22 protein-coding genes, 1 tRNA gene, 1 other RNA gene and 1 pseudogene are annotated in these 26,045 nt (G+C 36.7%); 15 read left to right on the top strand and 10 right to left on the bottom strand.

Annotated features, from left to right (window positions below; translation table 11 throughout):
- Window positions 1-23: 23 nt before the first annotated feature.
- On the bottom strand, window positions 24-2,018 hold the full coding sequence (locus V5N68_RS03170) for a bifunctional DNA primase/helicase (RefSeq protein WP_332065735.1): 1,995 nt from the start codon (window positions 2,016-2,018) through the stop codon (window positions 24-26).
- A gap of 6 nt (window positions 2,019-2,024) precedes the next feature.
- Entirely contained in the window at window positions 2,025-2,990 is a 966-nt protein-coding gene (locus V5N68_RS03165) for a YdaU family protein (protein WP_332065734.1), read from the bottom strand.
- 452 nt (window positions 2,991-3,442) lie between these two features.
- Between V5N68_RS03165 and V5N68_RS03160 the strand changes: the two genes are divergently transcribed.
- From V5N68_RS03160 to V5N68_RS03145, 4 genes are all read left to right on the top strand, one after another.
- Window positions 3,443-3,760 carry an XRE family transcriptional regulator gene (locus V5N68_RS03160; protein ID WP_332065820.1) on the top strand — a complete coding sequence of 106 codons (318 nt, stop codon included), beginning with the start codon at window positions 3,443-3,445 and terminating at the stop codon, window positions 3,758-3,760.
- A 315-nt stretch (window positions 3,761-4,075) separates the two neighbouring features.
- A complete protein-coding gene (locus V5N68_RS03155) occupies window positions 4,076-4,465 on the top strand; it encodes a hypothetical protein (protein WP_332065733.1) in 390 nt (129 codons plus the stop codon).
- A gap of 5 nt (window positions 4,466-4,470) precedes the next feature.
- Entirely contained in the window at window positions 4,471-4,659 is a 189-nt protein-coding gene (locus V5N68_RS03150) for a hypothetical protein (RefSeq protein ID WP_332065732.1), read from the top strand.
- A gap of 436 nt (window positions 4,660-5,095) precedes the next feature.
- Entirely contained in the window at window positions 5,096-5,797 is a 702-nt protein-coding gene (locus V5N68_RS03145) for a lambda exonuclease family protein (protein ID WP_332065731.1), read from the top strand.
- Window positions 5,798-5,937: 140 nt separating this feature from the next.
- On the opposite strand, the gene V5N68_RS03140 is transcribed toward V5N68_RS03145, so the two are convergent.
- Window positions 5,938-6,012: transfer RNA gene (locus tag V5N68_RS03140), tRNA-Thr, on the bottom strand.
- Window positions 6,013-6,171: 159 nt separating this feature from the next.
- Here V5N68_RS03140 and V5N68_RS03135 point away from each other — a divergent pair.
- On the top strand, window positions 6,172-6,324 hold the full coding sequence (locus V5N68_RS03135; protein ID WP_332065730.1) for a hypothetical protein: 153 nt from the start codon (window positions 6,172-6,174) through the stop codon (window positions 6,322-6,324).
- A 148-nt stretch (window positions 6,325-6,472) separates the two neighbouring features.
- Window positions 6,473-7,768 (top strand): UDP-N-acetylglucosamine 1-carboxyvinyltransferase, encoded by a 1,296-nt coding sequence (gene murA / locus V5N68_RS03130; RefSeq protein ID WP_332065729.1) that lies wholly within the window; start codon window positions 6,473-6,475, stop codon window positions 7,766-7,768.
- A 150-nt stretch (window positions 7,769-7,918) separates the two neighbouring features.
- Here the strand turns inward: murA and V5N68_RS03125 are convergent, their stop codons facing one another.
- The 7 genes from V5N68_RS03125 to purE all read right to left on the bottom strand — a co-directional run bounded on the left by V5N68_RS03125 (window position 7,919) and on the right by purE (window position 13,393).
- Entirely contained in the window at window positions 7,919-8,737 is an 819-nt protein-coding gene (locus tag V5N68_RS03125; protein WP_332065819.1) for a TIGR00282 family metallophosphoesterase, read from the bottom strand.
- 18 nt (window positions 8,738-8,755) lie between these two features.
- Complete coding sequence (locus V5N68_RS03120) at window positions 8,756-9,364, bottom strand: 5-formyltetrahydrofolate cyclo-ligase (protein WP_332065728.1); 609 nt, start codon at window positions 9,362-9,364, stop codon at window positions 8,756-8,758.
- Window positions 9,365-9,490: 126 nt separating this feature from the next.
- Window positions 9,491-9,651, bottom strand: a non-coding RNA gene (gene ssrS, locus V5N68_RS03115) — 6S RNA.
- 131 nt (window positions 9,652-9,782) lie between these two features.
- A complete protein-coding gene (locus V5N68_RS03110; protein WP_332065727.1) occupies window positions 9,783-10,565 on the bottom strand; it encodes a tetratricopeptide repeat protein in 783 nt (260 codons plus the stop codon).
- A 128-nt stretch (window positions 10,566-10,693) separates the two neighbouring features.
- On the bottom strand, window positions 10,694-10,819 hold the full coding sequence (ykgO, locus tag V5N68_RS03105) for a type B 50S ribosomal protein L36 (protein WP_332065818.1): 126 nt from the start codon (window positions 10,817-10,819) through the stop codon (window positions 10,694-10,696).
- 914 nt (window positions 10,820-11,733) lie between these two features.
- Window positions 11,734-12,894: a 5-(carboxyamino)imidazole ribonucleotide synthase gene (locus tag V5N68_RS03100; protein WP_332065726.1), complete on the bottom strand. Its 1,161-nt coding sequence runs from the start codon at window positions 12,892-12,894 to the stop codon at window positions 11,734-11,736.
- A 1-nt stretch (window position 12,895) separates the two neighbouring features.
- Window positions 12,896-13,393 carry a 5-(carboxyamino)imidazole ribonucleotide mutase gene (purE, locus tag V5N68_RS03095; RefSeq protein ID WP_332065725.1) on the bottom strand — a complete coding sequence of 166 codons (498 nt, stop codon included), beginning with the start codon at window positions 13,391-13,393 and terminating at the stop codon, window positions 12,896-12,898.
- Between the two features lie 922 nt (window positions 13,394-14,315).
- Here purE and V5N68_RS06130 point away from each other — a divergent pair.
- The 9 genes and pseudogenes from V5N68_RS06130 to V5N68_RS03050 form a co-directional block, all read left to right on the top strand.
- Window positions 14,316-14,816: pseudogene (locus V5N68_RS06130) on the top strand (ATP-dependent zinc metalloprotease FtsH); the annotation flags it as partial.
- A 437-nt stretch (window positions 14,817-15,253) separates the two neighbouring features.
- Window positions 15,254-15,406: a DUF5993 family protein gene (locus tag V5N68_RS03085; RefSeq protein WP_332065724.1), complete on the top strand. Its 153-nt coding sequence runs from the start codon at window positions 15,254-15,256 to the stop codon at window positions 15,404-15,406.
- A 9-nt stretch (window positions 15,407-15,415) separates the two neighbouring features.
- Complete coding sequence (locus V5N68_RS03080) at window positions 15,416-15,985, top strand: disulfide bond formation protein B (protein WP_332065723.1); 570 nt, start codon at window positions 15,416-15,418, stop codon at window positions 15,983-15,985.
- 2,003 nt (window positions 15,986-17,988) lie between these two features.
- The gene (gene infA, locus V5N68_RS03075; RefSeq protein ID WP_010702900.1) at window positions 17,989-18,207 is read left to right on the top strand and encodes a translation initiation factor IF-1; all 219 of its coding nucleotides are present in this window, start codon (window positions 17,989-17,991) and stop codon (window positions 18,205-18,207) included.
- A gap of 275 nt (window positions 18,208-18,482) precedes the next feature.
- Window positions 18,483-19,166 (top strand): Maf family nucleotide pyrophosphatase, encoded by a 684-nt coding sequence (locus V5N68_RS03070; protein WP_332065722.1) that lies wholly within the window; start codon window positions 18,483-18,485, stop codon window positions 19,164-19,166.
- Between the two features lie 61 nt (window positions 19,167-19,227).
- Complete coding sequence (gene yacG / locus V5N68_RS03065; protein ID WP_332065721.1) at window positions 19,228-19,497, top strand: DNA gyrase inhibitor YacG; 270 nt, start codon at window positions 19,228-19,230, stop codon at window positions 19,495-19,497.
- Between the two features lie 438 nt (window positions 19,498-19,935).
- Complete coding sequence (gene clpB / locus V5N68_RS03060) at window positions 19,936-22,530, top strand: ATP-dependent chaperone ClpB (RefSeq protein WP_332065720.1); 2,595 nt, start codon at window positions 19,936-19,938, stop codon at window positions 22,528-22,530.
- 1,426 nt (window positions 22,531-23,956) lie between these two features.
- Window positions 23,957-24,268 carry a hypothetical protein gene (locus V5N68_RS03055; RefSeq protein WP_332065719.1) on the top strand — a complete coding sequence of 104 codons (312 nt, stop codon included), beginning with the start codon at window positions 23,957-23,959 and terminating at the stop codon, window positions 24,266-24,268.
- Between the two features lie 228 nt (window positions 24,269-24,496).
- Window positions 24,497-25,822, top strand: a complete 1,326-nt coding sequence (locus V5N68_RS03050) for a PBSX family phage terminase large subunit (protein WP_332065718.1) — start codon at window positions 24,497-24,499, stop codon at window positions 25,820-25,822.
- The last annotated feature ends 223 nt before the right edge of the window (window positions 25,823-26,045 follow it).

Below are 26,045 nucleotides of genomic sequence, written 5' to 3'. Positions count from 1 at the left end.
AGCTGTTCTTGCAGAAGCTATTTTTATGTCAGTGCATAAGACGTGGTTGATGCTTCTTCTCTGGTTCTTTTGTCTATAGGTTGAAGGTAACAACGTGAATGTGGGGAATATTCATAGGAACAACGGTAACGGTAGTTTTGTTGATTAAACCAAAGCCCGACTTTCCCTTCAAAGTCACCTGAACGTTGTTTTGCAATATTCATAATGACCCCAGGGCGTTTTGCTAAATCTTCTTTTTCTTTTGTGAGAGATACTGCACAAATTTTGTCTTCTAATGGCCTATTACGCCAGATGGTGATGATGTTAAAGGCATTAGCACCAATTTCTGAAGCGCCTTTAATATCTTCCGTTCCTGGGATATCCTTATCTAAACTACTTTTGCGGGTATGGGCGACAAGGTGAATGTGGACAGCGTTTAAGATGGCCCATTCAACCATTTTATAAATCGCTTGCTCTTGTCCAGAATAGTCATCGGAGGCTATGCCTAATCGCATGAGACTGTCAATGATAAACTGATCGCAGCCATAACGTGCACGGCAATAGTCAAACACATCGAGCAAGGTATCGATGTTTGACTTTCCAACATGTTCATAGAGAATAAGGCCATCATCTAAAAAATGTAGGATTTTTTCAATCATCTCTTTGGTCGGTTGATTGAAGCCTCCCGTTTGTTTCGTTAAGCGGCGTAGGGATTGCTCTCCTTTCATTTCTAGTGACGCTAAACAAAGACGGCTATTTTGCGAAATCCAATGGGGAATGCAGTCCGATAATAGCTGGCTCTTTCCTGCACCACTAGAGCCGCTCCACAGTGTTAATTCTGCCGGACGAAAATAAAGTTTATCCTGTAGTTTAGGATAGGGAACCGTGTAACCAATAGATTCTTTATCTGTTGGCCAAAACAGTTCTATCACTTGATCTTTATATTCTGAGGCACGTCTTAACCCTTCTGGTGCAAAACTTTGTGCTGACGTAAAGGCTGATGCTATCGTTTTAGCACTAATGCCAGCTGTTAAGCATTCGTTCGCATCTTTACGGGGTAAGCGGACACGATAGCAGCGGTGGCGGCCAAGCCGATTCGCAATTTCGTGTGCGGCTTCTTCACCTGGCTTGTCCATGTCAGTTGCTAAAAAAATTTTCTCAAAAGATTCTAAATGATCAAACTCATTTTCAATCCAATTTTGTTTACCACCAATGCCTCCCCCAAACGGCACTGAAACTGCTCGATACCCGTAGGCAGCTAAAGAAAGGGCATCAATTTCTCCTTCAGTGATGACAATTGAACGCTTTGTCAGGGAAGAAATATGGTCAGTTGTGGGAAAAGCCTGATCCTCTTGAACAATCCTTTGTTTTTTTAATTCCTGATCCTCTTGAGCAATCCTTTGTTCTTTTAATTCCTGATCCTGTTGAGCCATCCTTTGTTCTTTTATCCTGTTTTTCTCTGGGAAAAGAGCTTGCCAACCAAATAAAATCGGCTCACATTGTGAGGTTGTTGGTTTTGATTTTGCGCCCGCTTGTGCTAACCGTTCTTTGACTAAAGCAAGGGTGCCGTCCGGTTTGTAAAAAGGAAAAATAATCTTTTGACCATGTTCTCCTATACGGTAACGCTTTAAAATCTCAAGAGGAATGTGGCGCTCCTTATAAAGGTAAGATTTTAATAAGTTTTGTGGTGTCCCCCCTGTGGGAAGCGATGGACGACGATAGGAGCGATGAGGAGCCATAAATGGTTTGGGACGCGAAAGATTAAGGTAAGAACGTGTTTCATCTAAGGATTGAGAAAGGCTGATTCCTTTCACACAGCACCAAAGGTCTAAAAGGTCACCACCGATCCCTTCTGCAAAATCATGCCAAAGGCCTGCTTTATCACCGCTCAAGCACACTGATAAACTTTGACCGGCATCTCCTTTTACGTTCCCGACAATCCAATTATTGCCACGTTTGAAGCCCTGTGGAAGGAGCATTTCAGCAACTTCTTTGGCTTGAGATGAAAGCTTTTCTTTAATTTCAAAAATTGTACTCATATTAGGTTAAGTCTTGCAATAATTGATAAGATTACGGTAAAGAGAATCATCGTTGTTACAGTTTTGGGATAATGAGGAATGAGAGGGAAAAAATACCTGTCTTTCCTGATGATCTTTTAATCGCTCAATTTCACGGCGGACCCAATTGCGCCATGTCGCTTGCCAATCGGCTTTGAGTGCTTCTTTCCCGCTTTTTGCTCGCCAATAATCGCGAAACTTCTTTTCTTGCCAACGTGCTTGATTTTCGCTTAACCCCTCTAAAATTGCTGCGTGGATGTCTGCTTGCCAATCATCAGGAAGACGTTCTCCTTTCATTACAGTTGTACGTTCTTTCGCTTTTGATCCCTTGCTCGTGAGGCTTTCTGCTTGCACAAAGGTGTCCGAACAGATTTCGTTTGCATTTTGGTCGTTCGGCGGGAGAGGAGGAGAAATCTTCAAAGATTTTTCTTCATGAATTTTTTCTTCTTTTAATTCAGAAATTTTTTTTTCGTAAACACCGTAAGGTGTTTCCTTTTCTTCTTGCTTTTGAGCTTCTGAGTTACGTTCATCATTTCTTATACTCTCGTTGAGCAGATGTTGAACTTTTTCATTGATTTCTTTACGTTTTTTTGCTGAGCGACGGCCTGCAAATGATTTTTGCTCAAGCAATTTTTCCCTCTCATAAAATACATTTTCGCAGCGCTTATTCCATAAGCCATTGGCTAAACGTAAAACCTTTCCTTCATCGATAAGCATTTTTAAAACATTTGAAAAAGTTCGCTTATCACAGCCACAAAGACGTGCCAGTCGTTCTACCGATAACTCTAAAGGGCGACCGCGCGCATACATTTCATTGAGTAAAATGGTATAAATTCCAATTTCATGCGCGCGCATTCCGCGCACGCCTCCTAAGAAATCATTCTGATACCAACAAACATAAGGAAGCGTAGATGATTCATAGTCAGGAGTTTCTTGTTGATTGGTGTGTTTCATGCTTCAATCCGCTTTCTTCTTTATTTATACATTACCATTTATTGTAAAGCCGAAAATGATGATTTTGTGCATTCATTAACATTGAGTTAAAGTTTTTATGCTTCTGTGGAGTGTTTCAGTTTTATTGCAATGTGTTCTGTTGGATGACGGATACTAAGGTGTTTTTATAAAGTATCATAGGTGATTAGTAGGTTTTGGTATGTGTAACCTTACAGGTATTGCATAGATAGAAAAGAAACTAATGATACAATGTTTTAGACGTATAGAGGTTTTCATAGGTGCCTTTTTACATCCTTTTGAGGTAGCAAATCGCTTCTGTGATCCGAGAATAAACTTTATTCTTTGGAAGGAAGCAGTTTATTTTCTTAATTTTATCTTTTTTAGAGGATAATGCAAGTCTATTTTTAAAAAAGGACGTGTCTTTTTTTGAAGATGCGCTATATGGTGAGATTATGAATATCAGTGGTTGGCGTCAAAGATTAAAGAAAGCATTTGAAAAAAGTAGCAGGTCCAAAAGGTCGATTTCTCTTGCCGCAGGAAAAGGGGCGGGGTATCTCCATTCCATTCTTTCTGAAGGAAAGGAGCCAACAATTGAATCATTGGCTCGTATTTGTCATGAAATGAATGTGAGTATGAATTATATTTTATATGGAGATAGCGTAACTCTTGAAGATCAAGAGTTTGTACGCCTTATCTCAAAACTTTCTTCTGAGGAGAGGCGGGCGATTTTGATTCTTTTGAGGCGATCAATCGACGAAGCATCAGAATAGTCTTTTTTTGTCTCTTTTGATCAAGAGTAGACCAATATTGTATCAATTCTAAATCACTCATTTTAACTCCCCTGTTGAATTTGCGATTAGTTTTCTAGAACAAATAGAGAACAATACAAAGACATTAAAGTGAATAAAGTAAGGCTAAGTTTTTCATTCTTGCATGCCATTTGAATGTCATAAAGGTTAAAAATATATCTTTTATTAAGGATAAAATAATTGACATATCTGCCATAGAGGATATAAGACTAATGTTATATTTATTCATGTCAAGATAAAGCTATGCTTTATTAACTACATAAGGGGGGAGATATCATGAAAAATATTCCATTTGTGAAATGTGATGAAATTATCATGATTTTATGTGAAGATGAGAATAATCATGCGTATGTGGGACCGATCGATCAAATTGAAGAAGTCATTGAAATTATTGAAGAATATGAAACTATTCAAAGAATTTTACGACTCGACTTAACAACACTTCATGCCGATGATGTCACTGAACAAATCGCTGAGGAATATATTAAAGTCTATGAGATTGATGAAGAAAATGTGCAGCTTCAGCCATTTATTCTCAATAGTGATGCTTATCATGTTTGCTTAGATGAAAAAAATATATGCGCGTATGAAGACAATCTTTATGGGTCTTACGAAAAGCAACATCGTTTGCGTCCGTGTGATGTATTAACTGATTATTGGGAATAAAAGCCATGCCCAGTTATCTCAAAACTCTTTCTTATGGAGTTCCGCTCTATTATGCTGGGAGAAACAAAAATATCATTAAATTGGAACCACAAAAATACAATGCAATCCTCTTTATATCAGAACAAGCTGCTATATGTGTTGCAAAAAGGTTAGAGAAAGACTATTTGCGAGATGATTTTTCTGTTGTGCAATGAAGAGCAATGTTCAGAGTCATTCTCTATTTTTAGAAAGTGAATATAAGTTCAAATACGCAAAAAATGCTTTGAGAAAAGCGCTTTGTTCTTCATGAAAAAAGTTTTAACAAACCAAAATTAAGGCGCTTGTGAAAAATCAAGAAAAACTATTCAAAGCTCAAAATCAAAACAAAATTTTTCTCAGGGAAAATAATTTCAATTTCGCGAAGATTAAAAAAACATCAAAAAAATAAGAAAAAAACGAGTGTTATTAACTCTGCCGCGATACGAAAACGATCATCGTAAAAAGAAAAAATGAAAATGCTTTGAAATTATGAAAAAGACGATTTTGATAAACTGAAAAAATATCAAAAAAAGTGAAAAGAAAAAAAGTGCACAGCATTTCAGGGGAAAAGCATTTCATGATTGAAACCTCAGATCAAAATAGGGGAATACTATGCCAATTACTATTAATTGTATTCAGGGAACAGATGAATGGATAAAGGCGCGCAATGGATTAATCACTGCTTCTCTGTTTGAAATGGTTATGGGACGAAAAAAACAGGGGCAAAAAACTCAAAAATATCATTCCATTATGATGAAACTCGCGGGGGAAAGAATTACAAAAAAAAACGTTGAAGAAGGAACAACTCTTTCTATGCGACGTGGCATAGAATTAGAGCCAAATGCGCGCCAGCTTTATGCAACACTTACACATTCAAAACCTGAAGTCATTGGGTTTATTTTAGCCGATGATCGCATGAAAGGATTTTCTCCTGATGCTGTCATTGGAGAAAATGGTTTGTTGGAAATTAAAACAAAAAAACCTGAAGTGTTGATCCCTCATTATTATCAAACAGGTTTTCCAGAAGAGCATAAAGCCCAATGTCAGGGAGGATTATGGATTGCTCAACGCGAATGGGTGGATTTGATGCTTTATTGGCCTGATATGCCGCCTTTGATTAAACGAGCCTATCGGGATGAAGCATACATTCGTAAGCTCGAAAGTGAAATTAACCACTTCAATGAAGCTTTAGAAAATATGGTGCATCATATTAAAAATTCTGACAGACAGCTATGCAAAATAATAGAAACATCTGTTGAGGACAGAACTATCATTCGTCCACGTTTAAGCTGTACCGGCAGAAAAAGGTCTTAAAATAGGATGATAAAAATAGGATGATCCAAAATGCTCCAATCATGAATCGAGAATCAAAAAGAAAATTTATGAATGATGCGAGATAAACCTATATGGATAAAGCATAAGGGCTTTATAACAGGTCTGAAAAAAAATTATAATGGTGCTGCGAGAGAGGATTGAACTCTCGACCTCTCCCTTACCAAGGGAGTGCTCTGCCACTGAGCTACCGCAGCATTTCTCATTCTTCCTTGAGCTGCCTTGTGCCATATTGTTATAAAATAGGCAAGAGAGCATTTGAGCATTCTTGCAAGAAACACCTTATTGTGTCATGAATTCCTTACGTAATAGCAATGATTGCTTAAAGAAGCTCAATACTGCTTGAAGGTTGCGTGATGACACAAATTACTCAAAGTAAAAAAGAAGAAAAAATGAATCGTCAAGAGGAAAAAGAAAAACGGAGGCAGGAGAGGCTGGCTAAACAATTGCGTGAAAATCTAAAGCGTCGAAAAGAGCAAAGCCGAAAAAGACTCAAACAAGAAGTATAAAAACAAATCTTTATACAAAAAAATATAAAACAAATCTTTATACAATATATGCAATAAAATTTCTCAATGATTCGCTGAAAAAATACTTCTCAAGGGTTGTAACAAAATCTTTGGAAGGGGAAGCCCAAAGGGAGAAAATATAAAGATTATGGATTCTATTCAAATCATTGGTGGAAAACAACTCAAAGGAACCATTCCTATCTCAGGAGCAAAAAACGCTGCATTACCCCTTATGATTGCATCTTTGCTTACAGAGGAGACATTTATTTTAGATAATATTCCTCATCTAGCTGATGTCGAACTTTTAATCCGTATTCTTAATAATCATGGTGTTGGCTATGCCGTGGAAGGACAAAAAGCTCACAATAAGTGTCTCGGGTCAAGAACAATCCATTTTACTGCAAAAAAAATTGCAACGACATGTGCACCATACGAACTCGTTAAAAAAATGCGTGCAAGTTTTTGGGTCATTGGACCTTTGCTTGCACGATGCAAAGAGGCTTATGTTTCACTCCCTGGAGGGTGCGCTATTGGAACGAGACCTGTCGATTTTATCATGGATGGGCTCAAACAATTAGGTGCATGCGTTGCTGTCAAAAATGGATACGTTCATGCAAAAGCACCAAAAGGTTTAAAAGGGGCTCATTATTGCTTTCCTAAAGTCACTGTCGGCGGAACACATGTTATGCTAATGGCTGCAACGACTGCAGAGGGAATAACTATATTGGAAAATGCCGCTTGTGAACCTGAGGTGGTTAATCTTGTTCAAGCTCTCAATGCAATGGGAGCTAAAATAACTGGAGAGGGAACGTCAAAAATAACAATAGAGGGGGTAAAAAAACTAAAAGGGGCTAGAATACCTGTCATTGCTGATAGGATCGAAGCAGGAACATATGCAATGGCTGTAGCGATGGCCGGAGGAGATGTGTTGCTCAAAAATGCAAATCACAAACATCTCACTACAGTAATCGAGATTCTTAAAAAAACAGGTCTTGAAATTGAAATAAAACCTCAAGGAATTCACGTTAAACGCAACAAGAGAAAAACAAAAATAATATCCGTTGATATAAAAACTGGGCCTTATCCTGAATTTCCAACTGATCTTCAAGCGCAATTTATGGCTTTGATGACATGCGCTCAGGGAAATACCCGTATTTCCGAAACCATTTTTGAAAACCGATTCATGCACGTTCAGGAACTCATCCGTTTGGGCGCTCAGATAAAGCTCGATGGACAAACAGCAATTGTTTCTGGAACTCAGAGTTTACAAGGAGCACAAGTCATGGCAACCGATTTACGTGCTTCTGTCTCTCTTGTGATTGCTGCGTTGGCCGCTAAAGGAGAAACTGTTATCAATCGTGTTTATCATCTTGATCGAGGGTTTGAACAGTTGGAAGAAAAATTGGCTCAATGTGGAGCAACAATTAAACGGATCGCAGTATAAGCTCTTCTTAAAGGGGAAACAGAAATCTGTGAAAATCATTCAATTCAAAATCGCGGAAAAAAATCTATAAAAATTGTTTGAAACGCAATCTGGAGGGGAGTCTTTCTAATCATAAAAACTCTGGAAAGACTCAAACAAAAAGGTAAAAAATTACCAGAAATCTGGGAGCTCTGGCTTTAAATGGGGGCCAATACGCACTGCTGAGACTTTTTCTGCTAAACCCGTGCGATCAGAAAGCTCAACCGCTAAACCACAAACTGTGGCTGGGCCACATGCTGGTTCATAGCGGTCACGTTTCTTTTTATAAAGAAAGCGGTATAGAGGTTCTTCCTTATCCATTCCAAGAGAGGAATTATAGTCACCGCACATGCCAGCATCAGATAAATAAGCACTGCCACATTCTAGAATTTGTGCATCAGCCGTAGGGATATGGGTATGAGTTCCTACGATAACGCTAACACGTCCATCGAGAAAATGTCCAAAACATTGCTTTTCACTGGTCGCTTCTGCGTGGAAGTCAAAAATAATAGCATCTGCTTGCTCCCCTAAACTGCAGGCCGATAAAATCTTTTCTGCTTCTGAAAATGGATCATCCGCCTTGCACGGCATAAAAACCGTGCCTAAAAGATTCGCGACAAGAACACGAGCTCCATTCTTGGCGGTAAAAACACCAGAACCCCTGCCTATTCCTTTGAAAAAATTGGAGGGTCGTAAAAAGCGTTCGCTATCATACGCACATTGATAGGCTTCTTTGCATTGAAAGGCATGATTACCGGTTGTTACAACATCTGCTCCTGATAATAAAAGATCATGATATATTCCTTGCGTAATGCCAAAACCGTTAAACGCATTTTCACCATTCACAACAACAAAATCAAGGTTCCATTTTTCAATCAGTTTTGGAAGAGTCTGAAAAACAGCTTCACAACCTGTCGTTCCAACAATATCACCTAAAAATAAAAATCGCATAAGCGCTTTAACCACACTTCAGCACTTTAAGAAACCCTTTTCTGTAAAAATTCCTTGCAAAACAAGATCATGTTCATAACGAGGAATAGGTTCGACTTCTTGACAGGAAAAGCCAAAACCAAATAAATCAATAGAATGGCCTGCCTGCTTGAGAGATGCAATCGCACGATCATAGTATCCTCCTCCATAGCCAAGGCGATGACCACGATGATCAAAGGCGGAGAGGGGAACAAGAATAAAATTGGGGATAATGACTGCATTATCTGAATTGGGCCCAACTGTGCCAAAGCGCATGCTCTCTAATATTGTCTCAACCGAAAATTGACGAAAAACCATCTTGGTTGAATCTAAAACTGCCGGTAATGCTAAATGACTACCATGGACTGCTAGATAGTCTAATAAAGGACTAGGATCTATTTCAGATTTGATGGGTAAATACCCTGAAAAAATGAGGTCAGAAAAATCTTCTATCCTTTGTTCAAGATAATTTATAACGTGAGAACAAGCACGACGTGAAAAAAAAGTGCGATCTTGCAATGAAAGGGCATCACGCCGGGATAAACCAACTTGGCGTAAATGCGAGCGAAGACAGGAAAAAGAGGACGCAGGAGAAAGATGGTCTGACATTGTTGGCTCAATAAAAATAAAAAAGGCTAAAGAAGATTAGCTGAAATTATAACGAGAATTTATCAAAAAACAAAATCAGTATATTCATCGATAAAAAAATAATCAGACCTTATTCAATAAAGTAAGTGGTGATCCACAGCAGCCGATAGAAAAGGTTGATCCCAAGATCCTAACTTAATAGGTGGGCGCCATATGAAAAAGCCCACGAGCTTTTCCAGGGACAGCTCCCTTAGAGATCAATAAGGTCTCAGGAATGCGTTATTTCTTGTCGAGAAGTGCAGAACACCATGCCATTAATATAAGCAAGTTTGAAATATTTGACTAGACATAAAATGATCATAATCTTTTCTTTAGAAAAAAAGGGGAGAGAAAAAGAAAATCAGAAAAAGGAAAAAGAGTTGTGATGACCCTTTGTCCTTCAAAGTGTTTGCGATGACTTTTTCTCTAATAAAAACTCAACACGCTTTTGCAGCTTTTGCATTTGTGGATAGTAATAAAGAGCCTTTTCATAGGCTTTGATCGCTAGATGGGGGCGATCCGTTGCTTCCATAATGATGCCAAGCTCGAAAAATGCTATGTAATTACGGGGTTCAAGTTCTATCGCATGGTTAAGGTCAAGCATCGCAAGTTTAAAATCACTTAATTGAATATGAACCCACGCTCGTCTAACCCAAGCTTCAGCATAATTGGGGAAGAGAGAAACAATATTGTCAATATAATCAAGCGCAAGCATATAATTATTAGAATTGATTGCTGTTTCAGTCCAAGACATTAATAGATCAATCGTATCACTCCCCGACTCTGACCATAAATACTGGATTTGATGGCTGATAGTTTTTGCTTTATTGACATCTGCACAAAATTTGAGCTCTTTGAGTAAACGTGTAATCTCTGCTTGTTTATTTGCAGCATTTCTCTGAAGAGGGGAAACCTTGGTATCTTTATCTTCAAAAATGGTTGCTTCTAAATGAGAATTTTTGGGGGAGGAAGAGCGAGAGCCCGGTGCCAGATCATCAAAGGGTAAAAGAAGTGTAGGAGACGGATCTTCAAAGGGTAATAGGGGAATATCTTGAAAGGGTGATAGAGGTATATCTTCTCTAGTTTCCCCATGTAACGGAAAAATAATACCAACAAAAAAAATGGCTTGTACAACAAAAAAAATCCGAAATTGCAAAACTTTTAAAAAGACTAAAAGTCTCATAAAGACAAGTCCTCAAAAAAAAAGAATTACAAATAAAGAATCTTCCCTGAAAACAAGCTCTCATATATGAAAACAAATTTCCGCGAAAAAAACATAAGAATAAAGATTAAGTTATGTCTAAAAAACTATTAACCTTGACGTGCTCTAAAACGCGGGTTGCTTTTATTCAAAATATAAACACGACCTTTGCGACGCACCAAACGGTTGTTACGGTGGCGTTCCTTTAATGCTTTAAGCGAATTTTTAATTTTCATCATACTCACCGTAAAAAATAATCCATTCAATAACCGTAGTTATGCAACAATACGACAGCCTTGATGCACAATACCATTCATGCAAATTACTTATTCAATTGGATAACAAAAAGCAATCTTTAAGAAAAACTAATCATCAATACAACAAAACAAGTGAAAGTAGAAAATGAAATACCCTGAATTCCTAACAAAAAGTCTTATTTTTGTCAAGAGACATTTCACGGAAAGATCGAAGATAGAACATGGAGGTGGAAGTGAGGTAAAAAGCTATTAAAAATTCAAATGATTGTTAATAAAACAGAGTTTAAAAATAAAAATGCGCATGTTGAAAAAAAAGTTTTTTATCATATAAATTACGTTGCACAGTTTGCGTGACTTTATGTTTTTTACGTAAGCACAAATAAGGTTAAGCACAAATAAGGTTAAGCGTAAATGAAGGTAAGTGCAAATGAGGTTAAGTGCAAATGAGGGTAAGCGTAAATAAGGGTAAGCGCAAATAAGGGTGAGCGTAAATAAGGTTAAGCGTAAATAAGGTTAAGCGTAAATAAGGTTAAGCGTAAATAAGGTTAAGCGTAAATAAGTGTAGGCGTAAATAAGGGTAAGCGCAAGTAAGAAAATTAGAAAAATAAAGCATTTAAGACTTTGATTTTTTTTAGATAAATGTCATGGTCAAGGGGGAATGAAAAAGACGAGGGAATAAATAAATCGGCTGAAAAAGTTGAAACTATCAATCGGCTGAAAAAAGTTGAAATTCAAGAATGAGGAAAAAAATCCTGGGGACCATGAACAAAAAATCTGCCATCAATAAAGAATCTGTAAGAAGATAGGGGTAGATATTGGGAAAGAATATTCCGGAAATTGTTCTTCTCACAGATATTTTGTCGTATATTGAAATAATCGTGCTTAGATATATTTTACTGTTCAGGGTCGCTAGACAAACCGGTTAATTTAATAACATGTCCCATTTTGCGAGTAGGTTGCACAGAACTTTTACCGTATAAATGGACGGATGTGTTCTTTTGTGTTAAAAAATATTTAAACTCGCTCATATTGCTACCAAGAAGATTGATCATTTCGCAATTGCTATGGCGGTAAGTGCTTCCTAACGGAAGGCCACAAATGGCACGGATGTGTTGTTCAAATTGGGAAGTTATGCATGCTTTTTGTGTCCAATGACCAGAGTTATGGACGCGCGGCGCCAATTCATTAACTAAAAGATGACCATCCGTTAGCACAAAAAACTCAATACAAAGAACCCCAACATAATTGAGCGTATCCAGGATTTTTTTACTTAATTCTTGAGCAGTTTGTTGAACATTAAGCGGAACACGTGATGGCACAAATGCTTTATGAAGGATACCGTTCTGGTGCTGATTTTCTGGACAATCGTAGAAAATATGCTTTCCGTCAGCGCTACGTGCGCACAAAGTGGAAATTTCTAATAAAAAAGGGACTATTTCTTCCAAAATTGAAGGCTGTTCTTCAAATTTCGTAAATGCTTCATCGATCGCTTGTTCACTTGGATGATCCAGCATGATTTGGTTTTTGCCATCATAGCCAAAACGGCGCGTCTTTAAAAGACCACGACCGCCTAGGGCAGAAAGGCTAGAAATAAGAGAAGATTTATTGTCAACACGATGCCATGATGTTGTACGGATACCGTGATCGTTCAAAAATTCTTTTTCAAATAACCGGTCTTGCGTTATCTTTAATATATTGGAAGAGGGATAAACCTGTTTAACCTTCTCTATATATTCAATCATCTCAAGCGAAAGATTTTCAAATTCGTAAGTAACGACATCGCACATAGAAATAAAACGGTCTAGAGCGTCATAATCGTCGTAAGAAGAAACAATATGGTGATTGGATGTTTGTTTGGCTGGACAATCTTCTTCAGGACAAAAAACAGCTGTGCGAAATCCAAGCTCTGCAGCTGCTATTGCCAACATTCGTGCCAATTGTCCTCCTCCTATTAAACCAATCATACTCCCTGGAGCTAACATGTGCGATGAAGGAAGAAGCTTAGGGGAAGGAAGGGTTTCAGAGGGAAGAAAATTGTTGGAGGGTTCTGTCATATTAAATCTCGTCTGTAGGGGTTGGGGGTACACCAGCTGTTTGATGCTGACGCCAATTTTCTAAACGCCGTGCTAAATTATCATCATAAAGTGCTAATACTGACGCTGCTAAAAGTGCTGCATTAATGGCACCTGATTTGCCAATTGCTAATGTACCAACGGGAATCCCGGCTGGCATTTGGACAATAGAATAAAGAGAATCTTGACCAGATAAAGAATGCGACTGCACGGGAACACCAAAAACAGGAAGAGAGGTGAGAGATGCTAACATGCCTGGAAGGTGTGCCGCCCCACCAGCGCCAGCAATCAGTACCTTAAATCCTGATGATTTTGCACTTCTTCCAAATTGGTAAAGGCGCTCAGGGGTACGGTGTGCTGAAATAATTTGAGAAGTATGAGAAATATCAAGATAGGTTAAAATATCCGCGCTATGGCGCATCGTTGCCCAATCCGATTGGCTGCCCATTAAAATCGCTACGTCACATGATTGATCTGTCATTCTGAATCCTTTTCAAGTGGTTAATGCGATTCTTTTATATTATTTTTAAATTTTATATTCTCTTTGCAAAGTCAATTTGTACACAACAATAGTTTTTTTTATAGTTTTTTAAGCTTGCTTGAGTAAATGCTCATGCCTTCAGAAGTAAAACATGGAAGCTATATCTTTCTCTTGTTCAAAAGAAAACAGATTTGAAAATTTGAGAAAATAAATTTGAGAAAAGAAAAAGAGTAAAAAATAAATCAAGCAATGATAAAAGACATGTTATAAATTGAATTACAGTGATATCTAAGGTCTTTATAAAAGAAAAATTCTTTGTGAAAAATATAAAAATAAAATCAAGAGTTCATTCATAAAATAATTATGGAAAAGCAGAAAAGTTGTAAAAATAAAAAAATGTGATCAAATAAAGCTGAGGTCAGCAAAAAAAATCGCTCTATTTGACATGATTTGAAATATAAATGGGTCAGATATGAAATCGATAAAGAAATAATCGCTAAGAAAACATCCTACGGGGCACGGTAGTTGAAAAATAAGCTACGAGGTAGAGAAAAATCTTTTTGGAAAAGAGCGAAAATGTTTATCATGAATCATTATTGAGAGAGGAATTTATCGAGCTCAATCAATATTTGTCGATATGCGCAACATTTTTCCAGTCGATATGCACAGCTTCGGTTTGTATATCAAATGAAAATCAAAACCATAATTAAGAAGCCATCAAAAAATCTTTTAGCTTTGATTGTTCTTTCCTTGGCTAGTAGGGAGAAGGAAGAACTGTTGTTATATATCTAATTGAGGCGCATAACGAATGATTAAAATATATATTATAAGCATTACTCTATCCGATATGTTAAAATGATCTGTGTCAGAATATTGCTCCCGCTTTTTATAACCCAGAATATCCTCTACATGGTATTTTGGTGCACTTACTCAAAATGCTTCTGAGAAAACAGAACATGTGATCGATCATGAAGTGCGTAAGCTTATTGATGGCGCATATGCAAATGCTACAAAAATTCTGAAAGAAAAAAAGAAAGAATGGTTCGCTCTTGCTCAAGGTTTATTGGAATATAAAACGTTAACTGGAGCTGAAATTAATGAAGTTATTTCAGGAAAGCCTCCTTCACGATCGCAAAAAGATGAAACTTCTTCTGTTCGTACTTCATCGGTTCCAAAAACAAGATCATCTAAGCGCGAGCCTGATAAAGTAGAAGAAGTAGCTGAACAAAAAGAGGATAAAGAAGAGACAAAAAATAAGAAAGAAACTACAAAATCTGCTCATTCTCAAGAAAAAGGGACAAACTCTAATGGACAGCAGAAAAAAACGCGAAGCGTGGAAAAGAAAGATGAAAAAGAGGATGCTCCTGAAATAAGTGAAAAGCATGATGAAAAGAAAAATAACAATCAACATGAAGAATCATGAAAACTGTCCCATTAGAATGTAATGTCTAAATGAAAGTGTTCTTTTAAAAATGTTGGTATAAATTTTTTGAAATGATAAAGCAGGTTGCTCTTTAAAAAACAATCAATCAAATGGCAGAAATAGTGGAATTCGTTTCATAAAAATAAGGCATCTTTTAAAAGCCATAATAAGAACTTTATTATTTTAATGAATTGAGATTTAATAAAAAATTCCTCTCTTCTCAAGAAAAATATGGGAGAGAGAATATCTTTTATTTATGGAACATTAAAGAGAAAGAACATACCTCATTGCTCTAAAATAAGAGGAGAAAAGATGAATTGTGGAAAGGAAATTTTATGTCTATTTTTTGACAAATTTCTAATATGTCTTGCATAATTATGGCGCAACGTTATTGTGCTACACAAACAATTATTTATATGAATATAGAGGATTTTACCATGTTTATTCCATTCTTAATCGCTTTGGGTACAGCAATAACCGCTATCTATAAGAAAAAAGTTATGAGTTATGCTCTTTGGACAGCTCTTCTGGCTGTTATTATTCTTACCTTTAATCATCACGCAACTTCTGTTTTAAATTTGTCTTTTTAGAGAATAATCATGGAAAATTCTGAAAAAAAAAATTCTCATTTCGTCATATTTATGAATTGTTTAGGGTTAATTGGCTTATCCATTGTTTTGCTGGTTGCTTTCTATTATCAATTGGTAAAGTTTGAGTTGCCATGCCCTCTTTGCTTGCTTCAACGTGCTGGTTTAATTCTTGCAGGATGCGGGTTTCTTTTTAATATATATCACAATGTCAAAAATACCCATTATGCAATGGTTATTCTTGGTTGTATGGTGACTGGTGTCATTGCTGCTCGGCAAGTATTTTTGCATATCACACCAGATGATCTTGGATATGGATCAGCCTTTTTGGGGCTTCATTTTTATACTTGGGCTTTCATTATTTCAGTTTTGTGTATTCTGGGCGTTATTATTGTTATGATTTTGACTGAAATGTTGCAGGTTAAGAGATTTGCTCCTTTGCCATCGTTTAGCAGATTGGCGAGCTTCTTATTTATATTTTTGATTACAGCAAATCTGATTTCTACTGTTCTTGAATGCGGAAGCGGGCAATGTGCTGATGATCCAGTGAGGTACGAATTGTTATCGGAGTGGTTTAGTTAGTCTTTTATTAAGGTTCTATAAAATGAACCTTAATAAAACCAAAATTGTAAAAAAGTTTATGAAAAGAGGCTGAACTGTTTAGACAGACGCCTCTTTTTTATTGAAAGATTTTCAGACATCCTGCTTCTTATTCTTGTGCGTATCATATTGTCAATGATTGTAAGGAAAATGATAAAAATTTTTGATCTAAAATCAAAAATAGTGGGAGGTATCAAACAAGAATATTGGCGTGAGTGAGAGGCTATATCCTCTACAAAAAAATTAGGTGATCCATTATCCAAAAAAAAATTATTGTACAGCGCTTTTAGATGTAAAAAAGATAAATAGATGCCTCTTTTCAGAGGTGTTTCATTATAGTCTTGAAAAATAATAAAAATGTAGAAAAAAATGTAATGTGAAAATGTTGCGAAACACACAAAAAAAAGATGTGAGGATGGAAATAATGAAAAATGTTCAAAAAAAAGAAAAAAGTGAACAATAAAAATCATGCTACCCTATGGGTAGATAAAACTATAAAAGAGTATCCTTAGTGCACCTTCTGAGCAAAAAAAATGATAGAGTGTTTACATGTTTTGCGTGTGGATGAAGGGGAGACCTTTTTAAAAATAAAAAAATATATTATCTAAACTATCTAAGAAGAGAGTGAGGTCATTCTATATATTCTTCCAGTGAAGCTCTACGAAAATAAGACCAGTGAAGCTCTACGAAAACAAAAATTGATAACACGATTTATTGCATAATTTTCATAGTATAAGGCTCTATATAAAAATACAGAAGGCTTGCTTTTTTACGGGGAACGGGGAGTAAAATTTTATTGCTTATAAAAATAGTTTAAGCAATCAAAAACTTATTATCGTTTCTACTTTTATAATCATTTCTGTGTTTCTGTAAAAGTTGCTTGTAAATATGAATAAGTGGCAGATCTTATATTGCTGTGATTGATCAATAGTATACTCAGAATGTTGTTACTTTATTTAATAATTATTCCTTATAATGAGGCTAGGCGAATAGGAGCGGATATGAAAAACATGAGGGAAGCCTTTTCCTCTTATATATTGCTTTCTTGAGGTAAAACCATCTGTTTGTATAAAATAATGTATAGGACATACAGGACAGTTTCGAAGATAAAGCTATATTCTTTAAAATGGTTTTCGCGACTTTATTAAGTAACTGGAAAACCATGACAAATTTGAAAGTTAATCGTTAACATATTGGTTTCTCAAAAAAGTGGAAGAAAAACAGCTGTGAAAGACAGCTATTGATCTCATATCAAATTTGCAATGCTTTGTGAATTAATGAGTGCCTTTGTAAACGATAAATCGTTAAAGCGCAAAGAAGATAAAAAGTAATTAAGAAAAAACGTAAATCAGTAAAATGTGAGTACGAATATTAGTAAAAGGGTGTACGCAATAAGAAAAATTGATGGATCGAATGTATAAAGCATCTATACAAATGAATATCAAATTTGCAATGCTTTGTGAATTAATGAGTGCCTTTGTAAACGATAAATCGTTAAAGCGCAAAGAAGATAAAAAGTAATTAAGAAAAAACGTAAATCAGTAAAATGTCAGTACGCATATTAGTAAAAAGGGTGTACGCAATAAGAAAAATTGATGGATCGAATATATAAAGCATCTATACAAATGAATATCAAATTTGCAATGCTGTCGTTTAAAATGAGAAGATACTGCGTTCAGCAGAGATCGCGTCTTTGGAAAAAATGCCGTATTCAGATATCTATATGTTTTAAAATGATAAATTGATCCGGATAGATTATGCTGGAAAGAATAAAAAATAGTTCTCAAATGAAATATAAGAGCGATTGTTGTGAGAGGATCAGAGAATATATCTAAGAAAATCCCTCTTTGTTTATTGGATTTTTGTTCACAAAACTAGAAAAATAGGGTATGAACCCTAAAAATAATCCGTAGGGGCAAAATGCATAAATGATAATGCTAAGGATTATAGTGAGATTAATGTAAATATAAAGGAAGTCATTATTCATGTCCAAAGAAGAAGTTTTGGAATTTTCAGGTGTTGTGACCGAACTCCTCCCTAATGCGATGTTTCGTGTGAAGCTAGAAAATGATCATGAAATTATTGCTCATACCGCTGGGAGAATGCGTAAAAACCGTATTCGTGTGTTGGCCGGTGATAAAATTATGGTCGAAATGACTCCTTATGATTTAACAAAAGGGCGTATCACATACAGGTATAAGTAATGGATACCATCTTGCCTATAAATATTGCACAATATGGTTGCTATAAATAGTGCATAATATCATGCTATAAGTAAATGACTGGTAAGGGACCATTTCATAAAAATGCCGTCTTTTCAAAGAACACGGGCTTCTTTTAAGGTAAAGTGTTCAAAAAAAGTAAAAATGATTGAGTAAGTAATGGATGTAAAGGTGCAGAAAAGAGAAAGTGCATCGAAAAATATCGGTGGCCCCTGTAATCTTGTGGAAGATAAAGTGAACTCAAGGGGCAAGAGGATATGGGTGTTATAACAGGAACAGATATAAAAAAACAGAATTCAGAAGATGTTCAATTGATCCTTGCTTCTGCTTCCCCACGTCGTTTGGCTCTTTTAGCTCAAATCGGTCTTGATCCGCATCAGGTCTGTGCTACAAATATTGATGAAACTCCAAAATTAAGAGAACATCCTGCAAATTTAGCAAGACGTTTAGCTAAAGAAAAAGCAATGAAGGCAAAAGAAAATTTGCTGGTCTACAATCAAAAAACTCAAAACGATTTTTCTAAGAAAAAAATTGTGATTTTAGCTGCTGATACTGTGGTGGCTGTGGAGCGCGTTATTCTTCCTAAACCAGAAGAAAAAAACGAGGCTTATGAATGTTTGAGATACCTGTCAGGACGAGCACATAAAGTCTATGGCGCTATTTGTGCCATCAATGAAAAAGGAAAGAAAACAATAAAATTGGTCGAAAGCCGCGTTCGTTTTAGACGATTGACATCTAAAATGAGGGAAGCTTATCTCGATTCTGGTGAATGGAAAGGAAAGGCCGGGGGATACGCTATTCAAGGAAAAGCAGGGGCTTTTGTTAGCCATATCGCTGGTTCTTATTCTAATGTGGTTGGCTTGCCTTTGGCTGAAACCGTGGATATGCTTACCGCTTATAATTACCCTATTTTCTCTACTTGGATTACAGAAAGTCAATGACAGATCAAATACAAATACATGGAGAAGCATAAACAAAATAAAAATAGATAAATGATCAAAAATGATAGAAAAAAAACAAGAAAAATCAGAAAAAATCGTCAAATCATACAGACAAAAAAAAATATCTAAAAATCAAAAAGAGTTAAACAATATAATCGTAAAATCAGAAAAAATGCGTCCTGCCCATCCATGTCCAATTTGTGGGAAAATATCTCAGAAAAGCACTTACCCTTTTTGTTCAACACGATGTAAAGCAATTGATCTCAATAGGTGGCTCTCTGGCGCTTATATCTTGCCAGCGTCAAAGCAAAAAGACGATGAAGAAGAATAAAAAAAGTTATAAAATAGCTTGAAACATTAAAATCAAAGAGAATTCTGTTAGAAAAAATAAAACCAATACCAATAATAGATCAAAAAATAAAATCTTTGAAAGATCATTAAAATAAATAGAGATAATAGAAGAAAACATAAATAAAAAATAAGTGAAAATAAAATAGAGGAAAAATTAAAAAGTGGATAACACCTTATTGCGAATAACACTTTGGCTTGTATGATATATATCGCCTTATATTAGTAATATTTTTGACATAATTTATCCTTTTTTGAAAAACAATCCCCTTGTACATTTCGTGCTGGAGTACCATATTTACCTTAAGAGTTTAGTTACTTTCTATGCTGCGTTTTCGCACTGATTCTCGTCGTTTGGTCAGTTCTTGCGAGCCGTTTGGGCGAATTAAACTGTAGTGATTGATCAAAAAAAGGAAAAAAAATGAACCTAGAAAAATACAGCGAACGGCTTCAAGGTTTTTTACAGACAGCGCAAAATAGTGCTCTTGCTGCTGATAATCAGCAGTTTATGCCTGAGCATCTTCTGAAAGTCTTATTAGATGATCCTCAAGGATTGGCACCTTCTTTGATCCAAAAAACCGGTGGAGATATAGATATTATTCAAAAAGAGCTCAAAAAAGCATTGAATGATTTGCCAAAAGTACAGGGCGGAAATGGTCAACTCTATTTATCACAGCCTTTGGTAAAAGTTTTCTCTATGGCTGAAGAGCTCGCCCAAAAGGCTGGAGATCAATTTATAACGGTAGAGAGAGCTTTACAAGCACTCGTCATTGAAAAAACTGCGAAAACAGCTGATATTTTTAAAAAAGCAGGTGTAACACCACAAGCAATTAATCAGGCCATTAATGCGATACGTAAAGGAAAAACCGCTACAAGTCCACGCGCTGAAAGCCAATATGAAGCTTTAAAAAAATACGCAAGAGATATGACTAAAGATGCTCGGGAAGGAAAACTCGACCCTGTCATTGGAAGAGAAGAGGAAATTCGGCGGACTATTCAAATCCTTTCACGGCGCACAAAAAATAATCCTGTCCTTATCGGAGAACCAGGGGTAGGAAAAACCGCAATCGTTGAAGGTTTAGCTTTGCGCATTATTAATGGGGATGTCCCCGAAACATTGCGAGATAAACAGCTGTATGCCCTGGATATGGGAGCGTTGATCGCAGGAGCAAAATATCGAGGTGAATTCGAAGAGCGACTAAAGGGAGTCCTGGCTGAGGTGCAAGATGAAAATGGACAGATCATTTTGTTTATTGATGAGTTGCACAATCTCGTCGGGGCAGGGAAATCCGATGGACCTATGGATGCTTCAAATCTATTAAAACCAGCTCTTGCTCGTGGAGAGCTGCATTGTGTCGGGGCAACTACGCTCGATGAATACAGAAAATATATTGAAAAAGATGCTGCTTTAGCACGGAGATTCCAATCCGTCTTTGTTCCTGAGCCAAGCCTGGACGATACTGTATCTATTCTACGCGGAATTAAAGAAAAATACGAACAACATCACAAAGTAAGGGTGGCTGACAGTGCATTGGTTGCTGCTGCTCGATTATCTAATCGTTATATTACTGATCGCTTCTTGCCAGATAAGGCGATTGATTTGATCGATGAAGCTGCGGCAAGGCTTAGAATGCAAGTCGATTCAAAGCCAGAAGAATTGGATGCTATCGATCGAAAAATCTTACAGTTGAAAATCGAACGGGAAGCCTTGAAAATGGAAGTCGACCCTGCCGCAAAAGACCGCTTGAAAGCCGTGCAAGATGAACTCAAAACATTAGAGCAACAGTCGTTGGAAATGACAAACGCTTGGCAGGCCGAAAAACAAAAATTAGGACATGCTGCTGATCTCAAAAAAAAGCTTGAAAATGCACGAAATGAATTAGCTATTGCTCAACGAAATGGACAATTTCAAAAAGCTGGAGAATTCGCTTATAGTGTTATTCCTGAGCTTGAAAAACAATTGAAAATCGCTGAAAATGACGACAAGAAAAATAACCTAATTGAAGAAGTCGTTACTGCTGAGCATGTGGCTCGAGTCATTTCTCGGTGGACCGGAATTCCCGTCGATCGAATGTTGGAGGCAGAGCGTGAAGCTCTCTTGCGTATGGAAGATGAAATTGGGAAGCGGGTGGTCGGACAGAAAGACGCTGTCCAAGCTGTGGCCAGAGCTGTGCGACGGGCAAGGGCTGGATTGCAAGATCCAAATCGACCAATCGGTTCATTTATGTTTTTAGGACCGACAGGTGTAGGAAAAACTGAATTGACAAAAGCGATCGCAGCTTTCCTGTTCCAAGATGCTAACGCAATGTTGCGGGTCGATATGTCTGAATATATGGAAAAACACGCGGGGGCACGGCTCATTGGTGCTCCACCAGGATATGTCGGTTATGAAGAAGGGGGGGTCTTAACAGAAGCTGTTCGGAGAAGACCATACCAAGTCATCCTATTTGATGAAATCGAAAAAGCTCATCCCGATATTTTTAATCTCTTATTGCAAGTGCTCGATGAAGGACGTTTGACTGATGGACAAGGACGAACTGTTGATTTTCGAAATACTTTGCTCATTATGACTTCCAATTTAGGTGCAGAGTTTTTAACTGTTCTACCAGATGGACCAATAACTGAGCAGGCAAAAAAAGATGTCATGAATGTTGTGAAAGCTTCTTTCAGACCAGAGTTCCTTAATCGTATCGATGAGATTATTCTCTTTCAGAGATTGCAGCGAAAGGATATGGAAAAAATTGTCGATATTCAGATGCAAAAATTGCAAAATTTACTCAGTGAACGAAAAATAACATTGACAATTAAACCAGAAGTACGACAGTTCCTCGCAGATGAAGGGTATGATCCTCTCTATGGAGCACGACCTCTTAAGCGTATTATACAAAAAGAAATTCAAGATCCCCTCGCAGAAAACATCTTATTTGGAAAAATCAACGATGAAACAGATGTAATAGTTCAAAAAATGGGAAATAAGTTGGAGTTTTTACCGCAGAAAATAGAAAAAGAAATCTAAAAAATGATAATCAGAATATAAAACTTGACAAAGTAAATCTAATTATGTATCATAATAGTACAATGATAATTGTATGTTTTGTTATCATTGATGAACATATAACCTAGCATTGTTATAAGTGAAAATGGCAAAAAGGTAAAATAAAAATAACCTTTTTGCAGAAGTGAAGGAAACGCAGACTTTGAAGTTTTGTGCAGTCTGAGACTCTTCCACTCTTTTAGAGCTTGAAGCTCTTTTGTTCCTTTAGAGTTTGAAACTCTTCGCCTGTCGAGTTGAAGCTTTTCTGTTCTTTTAGAGTTTGAAACTCTTCGCCTGTCGAGTTGAAGTTTTTCTGTTCTTTTAGAGTTTGAAACTCTTCGCCTGTCGAGTTGAAGCTTTTCTGTTCTTTTAGAGTTTGAAACTCTTCGCCTGTCGAGTTGAAGCTTTTCTGTTCTTTTAGAGTTTGAAACTCTTCGCCTGTCGAGTTGAAGTTTTTCTGTTCTTTTAGAGTTTGAAACTCTTCATCCGTAGAGTTTGAAGATTTTCTGTTTCTTTAGAGCCTGAAATTCTTCTATGTTTTTACAAATTTGCGATTAGAGATTTTTTCAGTTGCTTTGTTTTTAAAAAGATTGGAGAAAACGAAAAGGCGTTAAAATTTCTGAGCCTTATAGGGAGCTAATCCGTAATTGAAAGAATATAATACGGGATCAATAAAAATTATAATCAGTTTTTAAAGGAAAAAGGTTCGCTGAGAGAAAAGTCTTACTGAGAAAAAATTGCGATGAGGAAAGAGATCATGATGATGTTTATTTTATAATTATTCCGCTTGCGGCGATGCGGGAGCATTCTTATAGAAGCCAATTTGTTTAAGCTCCATCTTTATCGCTCATTTTTGAATGATCCTCATGAAATATCTGGGAGTGGAAAAGACATGAAAAAAGCCTTTATATTTTATGAGAGAATTTTTTTTTAAAAGATATCGTGTCGTTATTTTATAGCGAATTATTCTTTTATGCTTTCAGCAAAATCGGACAAAGAAGCGAGATAAGCTCTTGGAAGAAGAGAATATGAGCAGCGCGATGTGTGTCATTAGCAAGATAAAGATTGTGATGTAAGAGAACAATCAGACAATAATACAATAAAGACTGAATAGACATTTAGAAAGATACACTAGACATCTAGAATGTGTTTTTGCAGAGCATTCAAGCATTCAAGCATTCAAGCATTCAAGCATTCAAGCATTCAAGCATTCAAGCATTCAAGCATTCAAGCATTCATGAAGGCTTTTTATATCCAAAGTAAAATTTAAACAAATATGCAAAATTTTATATGAGATGCAGAGTAAAAAACGATGATCAAAATAAAAAGTATCTAGCGGTTATTTAAAATATTTTACTGATCATTATGAAAGCTTTATGCGGATAAAATCAAAGTTTAAGGGAAAATTATGGCTAAAGATGAACGTCGCCTTCTTTTACGTAAGAGAGGAAGGCCAAAAGGCGCGGTAAATAAAGCTACAAAACGCTTTAATGAAGCTTTGCTTACCGCAGCTGAGCAAGCTGGATCTCAATATGGGGAGGATGGATTGGTTTCTTATCTCAAATATCATGCGCTCAATAATCCAGTGCCCTTCTTTTCTCTCCTCGCAAAGGTTTTGCCTTTGCAAGTTAATGAAGAAAGTAGAAGTAATGCTAAAACAATTTCTCGTATCGAAATTGTTCCTGTGATACCAAAAAATGATCTATCTAAAGAGTGCTAAAATTAAGAATGTCGATTGGCTATATTGTTGAGACATTTACATGGTGGTTTTGCTAAAAAAATAACATATTTCAGAAAAACTGGAAAAAATACAAAAAGAATGAAAACACTCTAAAGAAAAGAAGAGTGTCTATGAGAGATTCGTTCAAAACTCTTCTTTAGGGTAAATGTTTATGTTTACTCAAAAAAAATAGAGGAATGTCCTATTTCTAAGTCAAAAAATTTGAAAATGACAACTGCTCAAGTCGAACTTATTCCAAAGTTGATACCTGTCTTCTCTGGGAAAGCTGATGTTCGGGCCGCTTGGGGGGGAAGAGGATCTGGAAAAACACGATCATTTGCTTTGATGTCTACTATCGTTGGATATCAACACGGAAAGGCTGGAGAAAGGGGAATTATTCTGTGTGCAAGGCAATTTCAAAATTCACTCAATGAAAGCTCATTGGAAGAAATTAAACGGGCTATTGAATCTTATCAATTCCTCCAGGATTATTATGAAGTTGGAGATAAATATATTAAATCAAAAGATGGGCGTATCGTTTATGTCTTCGCTGGATTGGATCGAAATATTGCCAGTATTAAATCGATGGGGCGAATCTTTTTATGTTGGGTCGATGAAGCTGAACCTGTGACTGAAGCTGCTTGGCAAATCCTTATCCCAACTTTGCGAGAAGAAGGAAGCGGATGGAATGCTGAATTGTGGGTAACATGGAACCCAATGCGAGAAAATGCTCCTGTCGAAAAACGTTTTCGAAATGCAAAGAATCCAAATATAAAAGGAGCGGAAATCAATTGGCGTGATAATCCTCAATTTTCAAAAAAACTTAATCGAGATCGGAAGGATGATTTGGAACAAAGACCAGAGCAGTATAATCATATTTGGGAAGGTCAATATCTACAATCCGTTCAAGGCGCTTATTATCAAAAAGCTCTTATCGAAGCTGAGCAGGAAGGACGTATTACAAATGTACCTCGCGATCCATTGATGCAGATTAAGGTCTTTTGGGATATCGGAGGAACAGGAGCAAAAGCTGATGCTACTGCTTTGTGGGTAGCGCAATTCGTTGGACGTGAAATAAGAGTGCTCGATTATTATGAAGCTCAAGGTCAGCCTTTATCTGAGCATGTGGGATGGATATTTCAGAAAAAATATGACAAAGGTCTCATGGTGTTGCCACACGATGGCGCAACAAAAGATCGTGTCTATAATGTGAGTTTTGAAAGTGCTCTGCAACAAGCTGGATTTCAAACAAAAGTGATACCTAATCAAGGACCAGGTGCTGTGAAAATGCGGATCGAAGCCGTAAGAAGATTGTTTCCTGCTATATGGTTTAACAGAGAAACAACAAAAGCTGGAAGAAAAGCGCTTGCATGGTATCACGAAAAAAGAGATGAACAGCGGAATATCGGATTAGGAGCTGAACATGATTGGGCAAGCCATGGAGCTGATAGTTTCGGGCTTCTTTGTGTGGCTTATGAACAGCCTAATATCAAACCTAGAAAAAAGCTTTATCAGCATTCTCAACAGGATCAAACTTCGTGGATGGCTTTCTAATGTATGTGGCTTATGAACAGCCTAATATCAAACCTAGAAAAAAGCTTTATCAGCATTCTCAACAGGATCAAACTTCGTGGATGGCTTTCTAATGTATGTGGCTTATGAACAGCCTAATCGCAAACCTAGAAAAAGCTTTATCAGCATTCTCAACAGGATCAAACCTCGTGGATGGTTTTCTAATGTGTGTGGCTTATGAACAGCCTAATCGCAAACCTAGAAA

Source organism: Bartonella eidoli (genome assembly GCF_036576145.1).
In the GTDB taxonomy this organism is placed as follows: Bacteria; Pseudomonadota; Alphaproteobacteria; order Rhizobiales; family Rhizobiaceae; genus Bartonella.
Note: the sequence above shows the minus strand (reverse complement) of the source record. Positions and strands in the feature narration are given on the sequence as shown.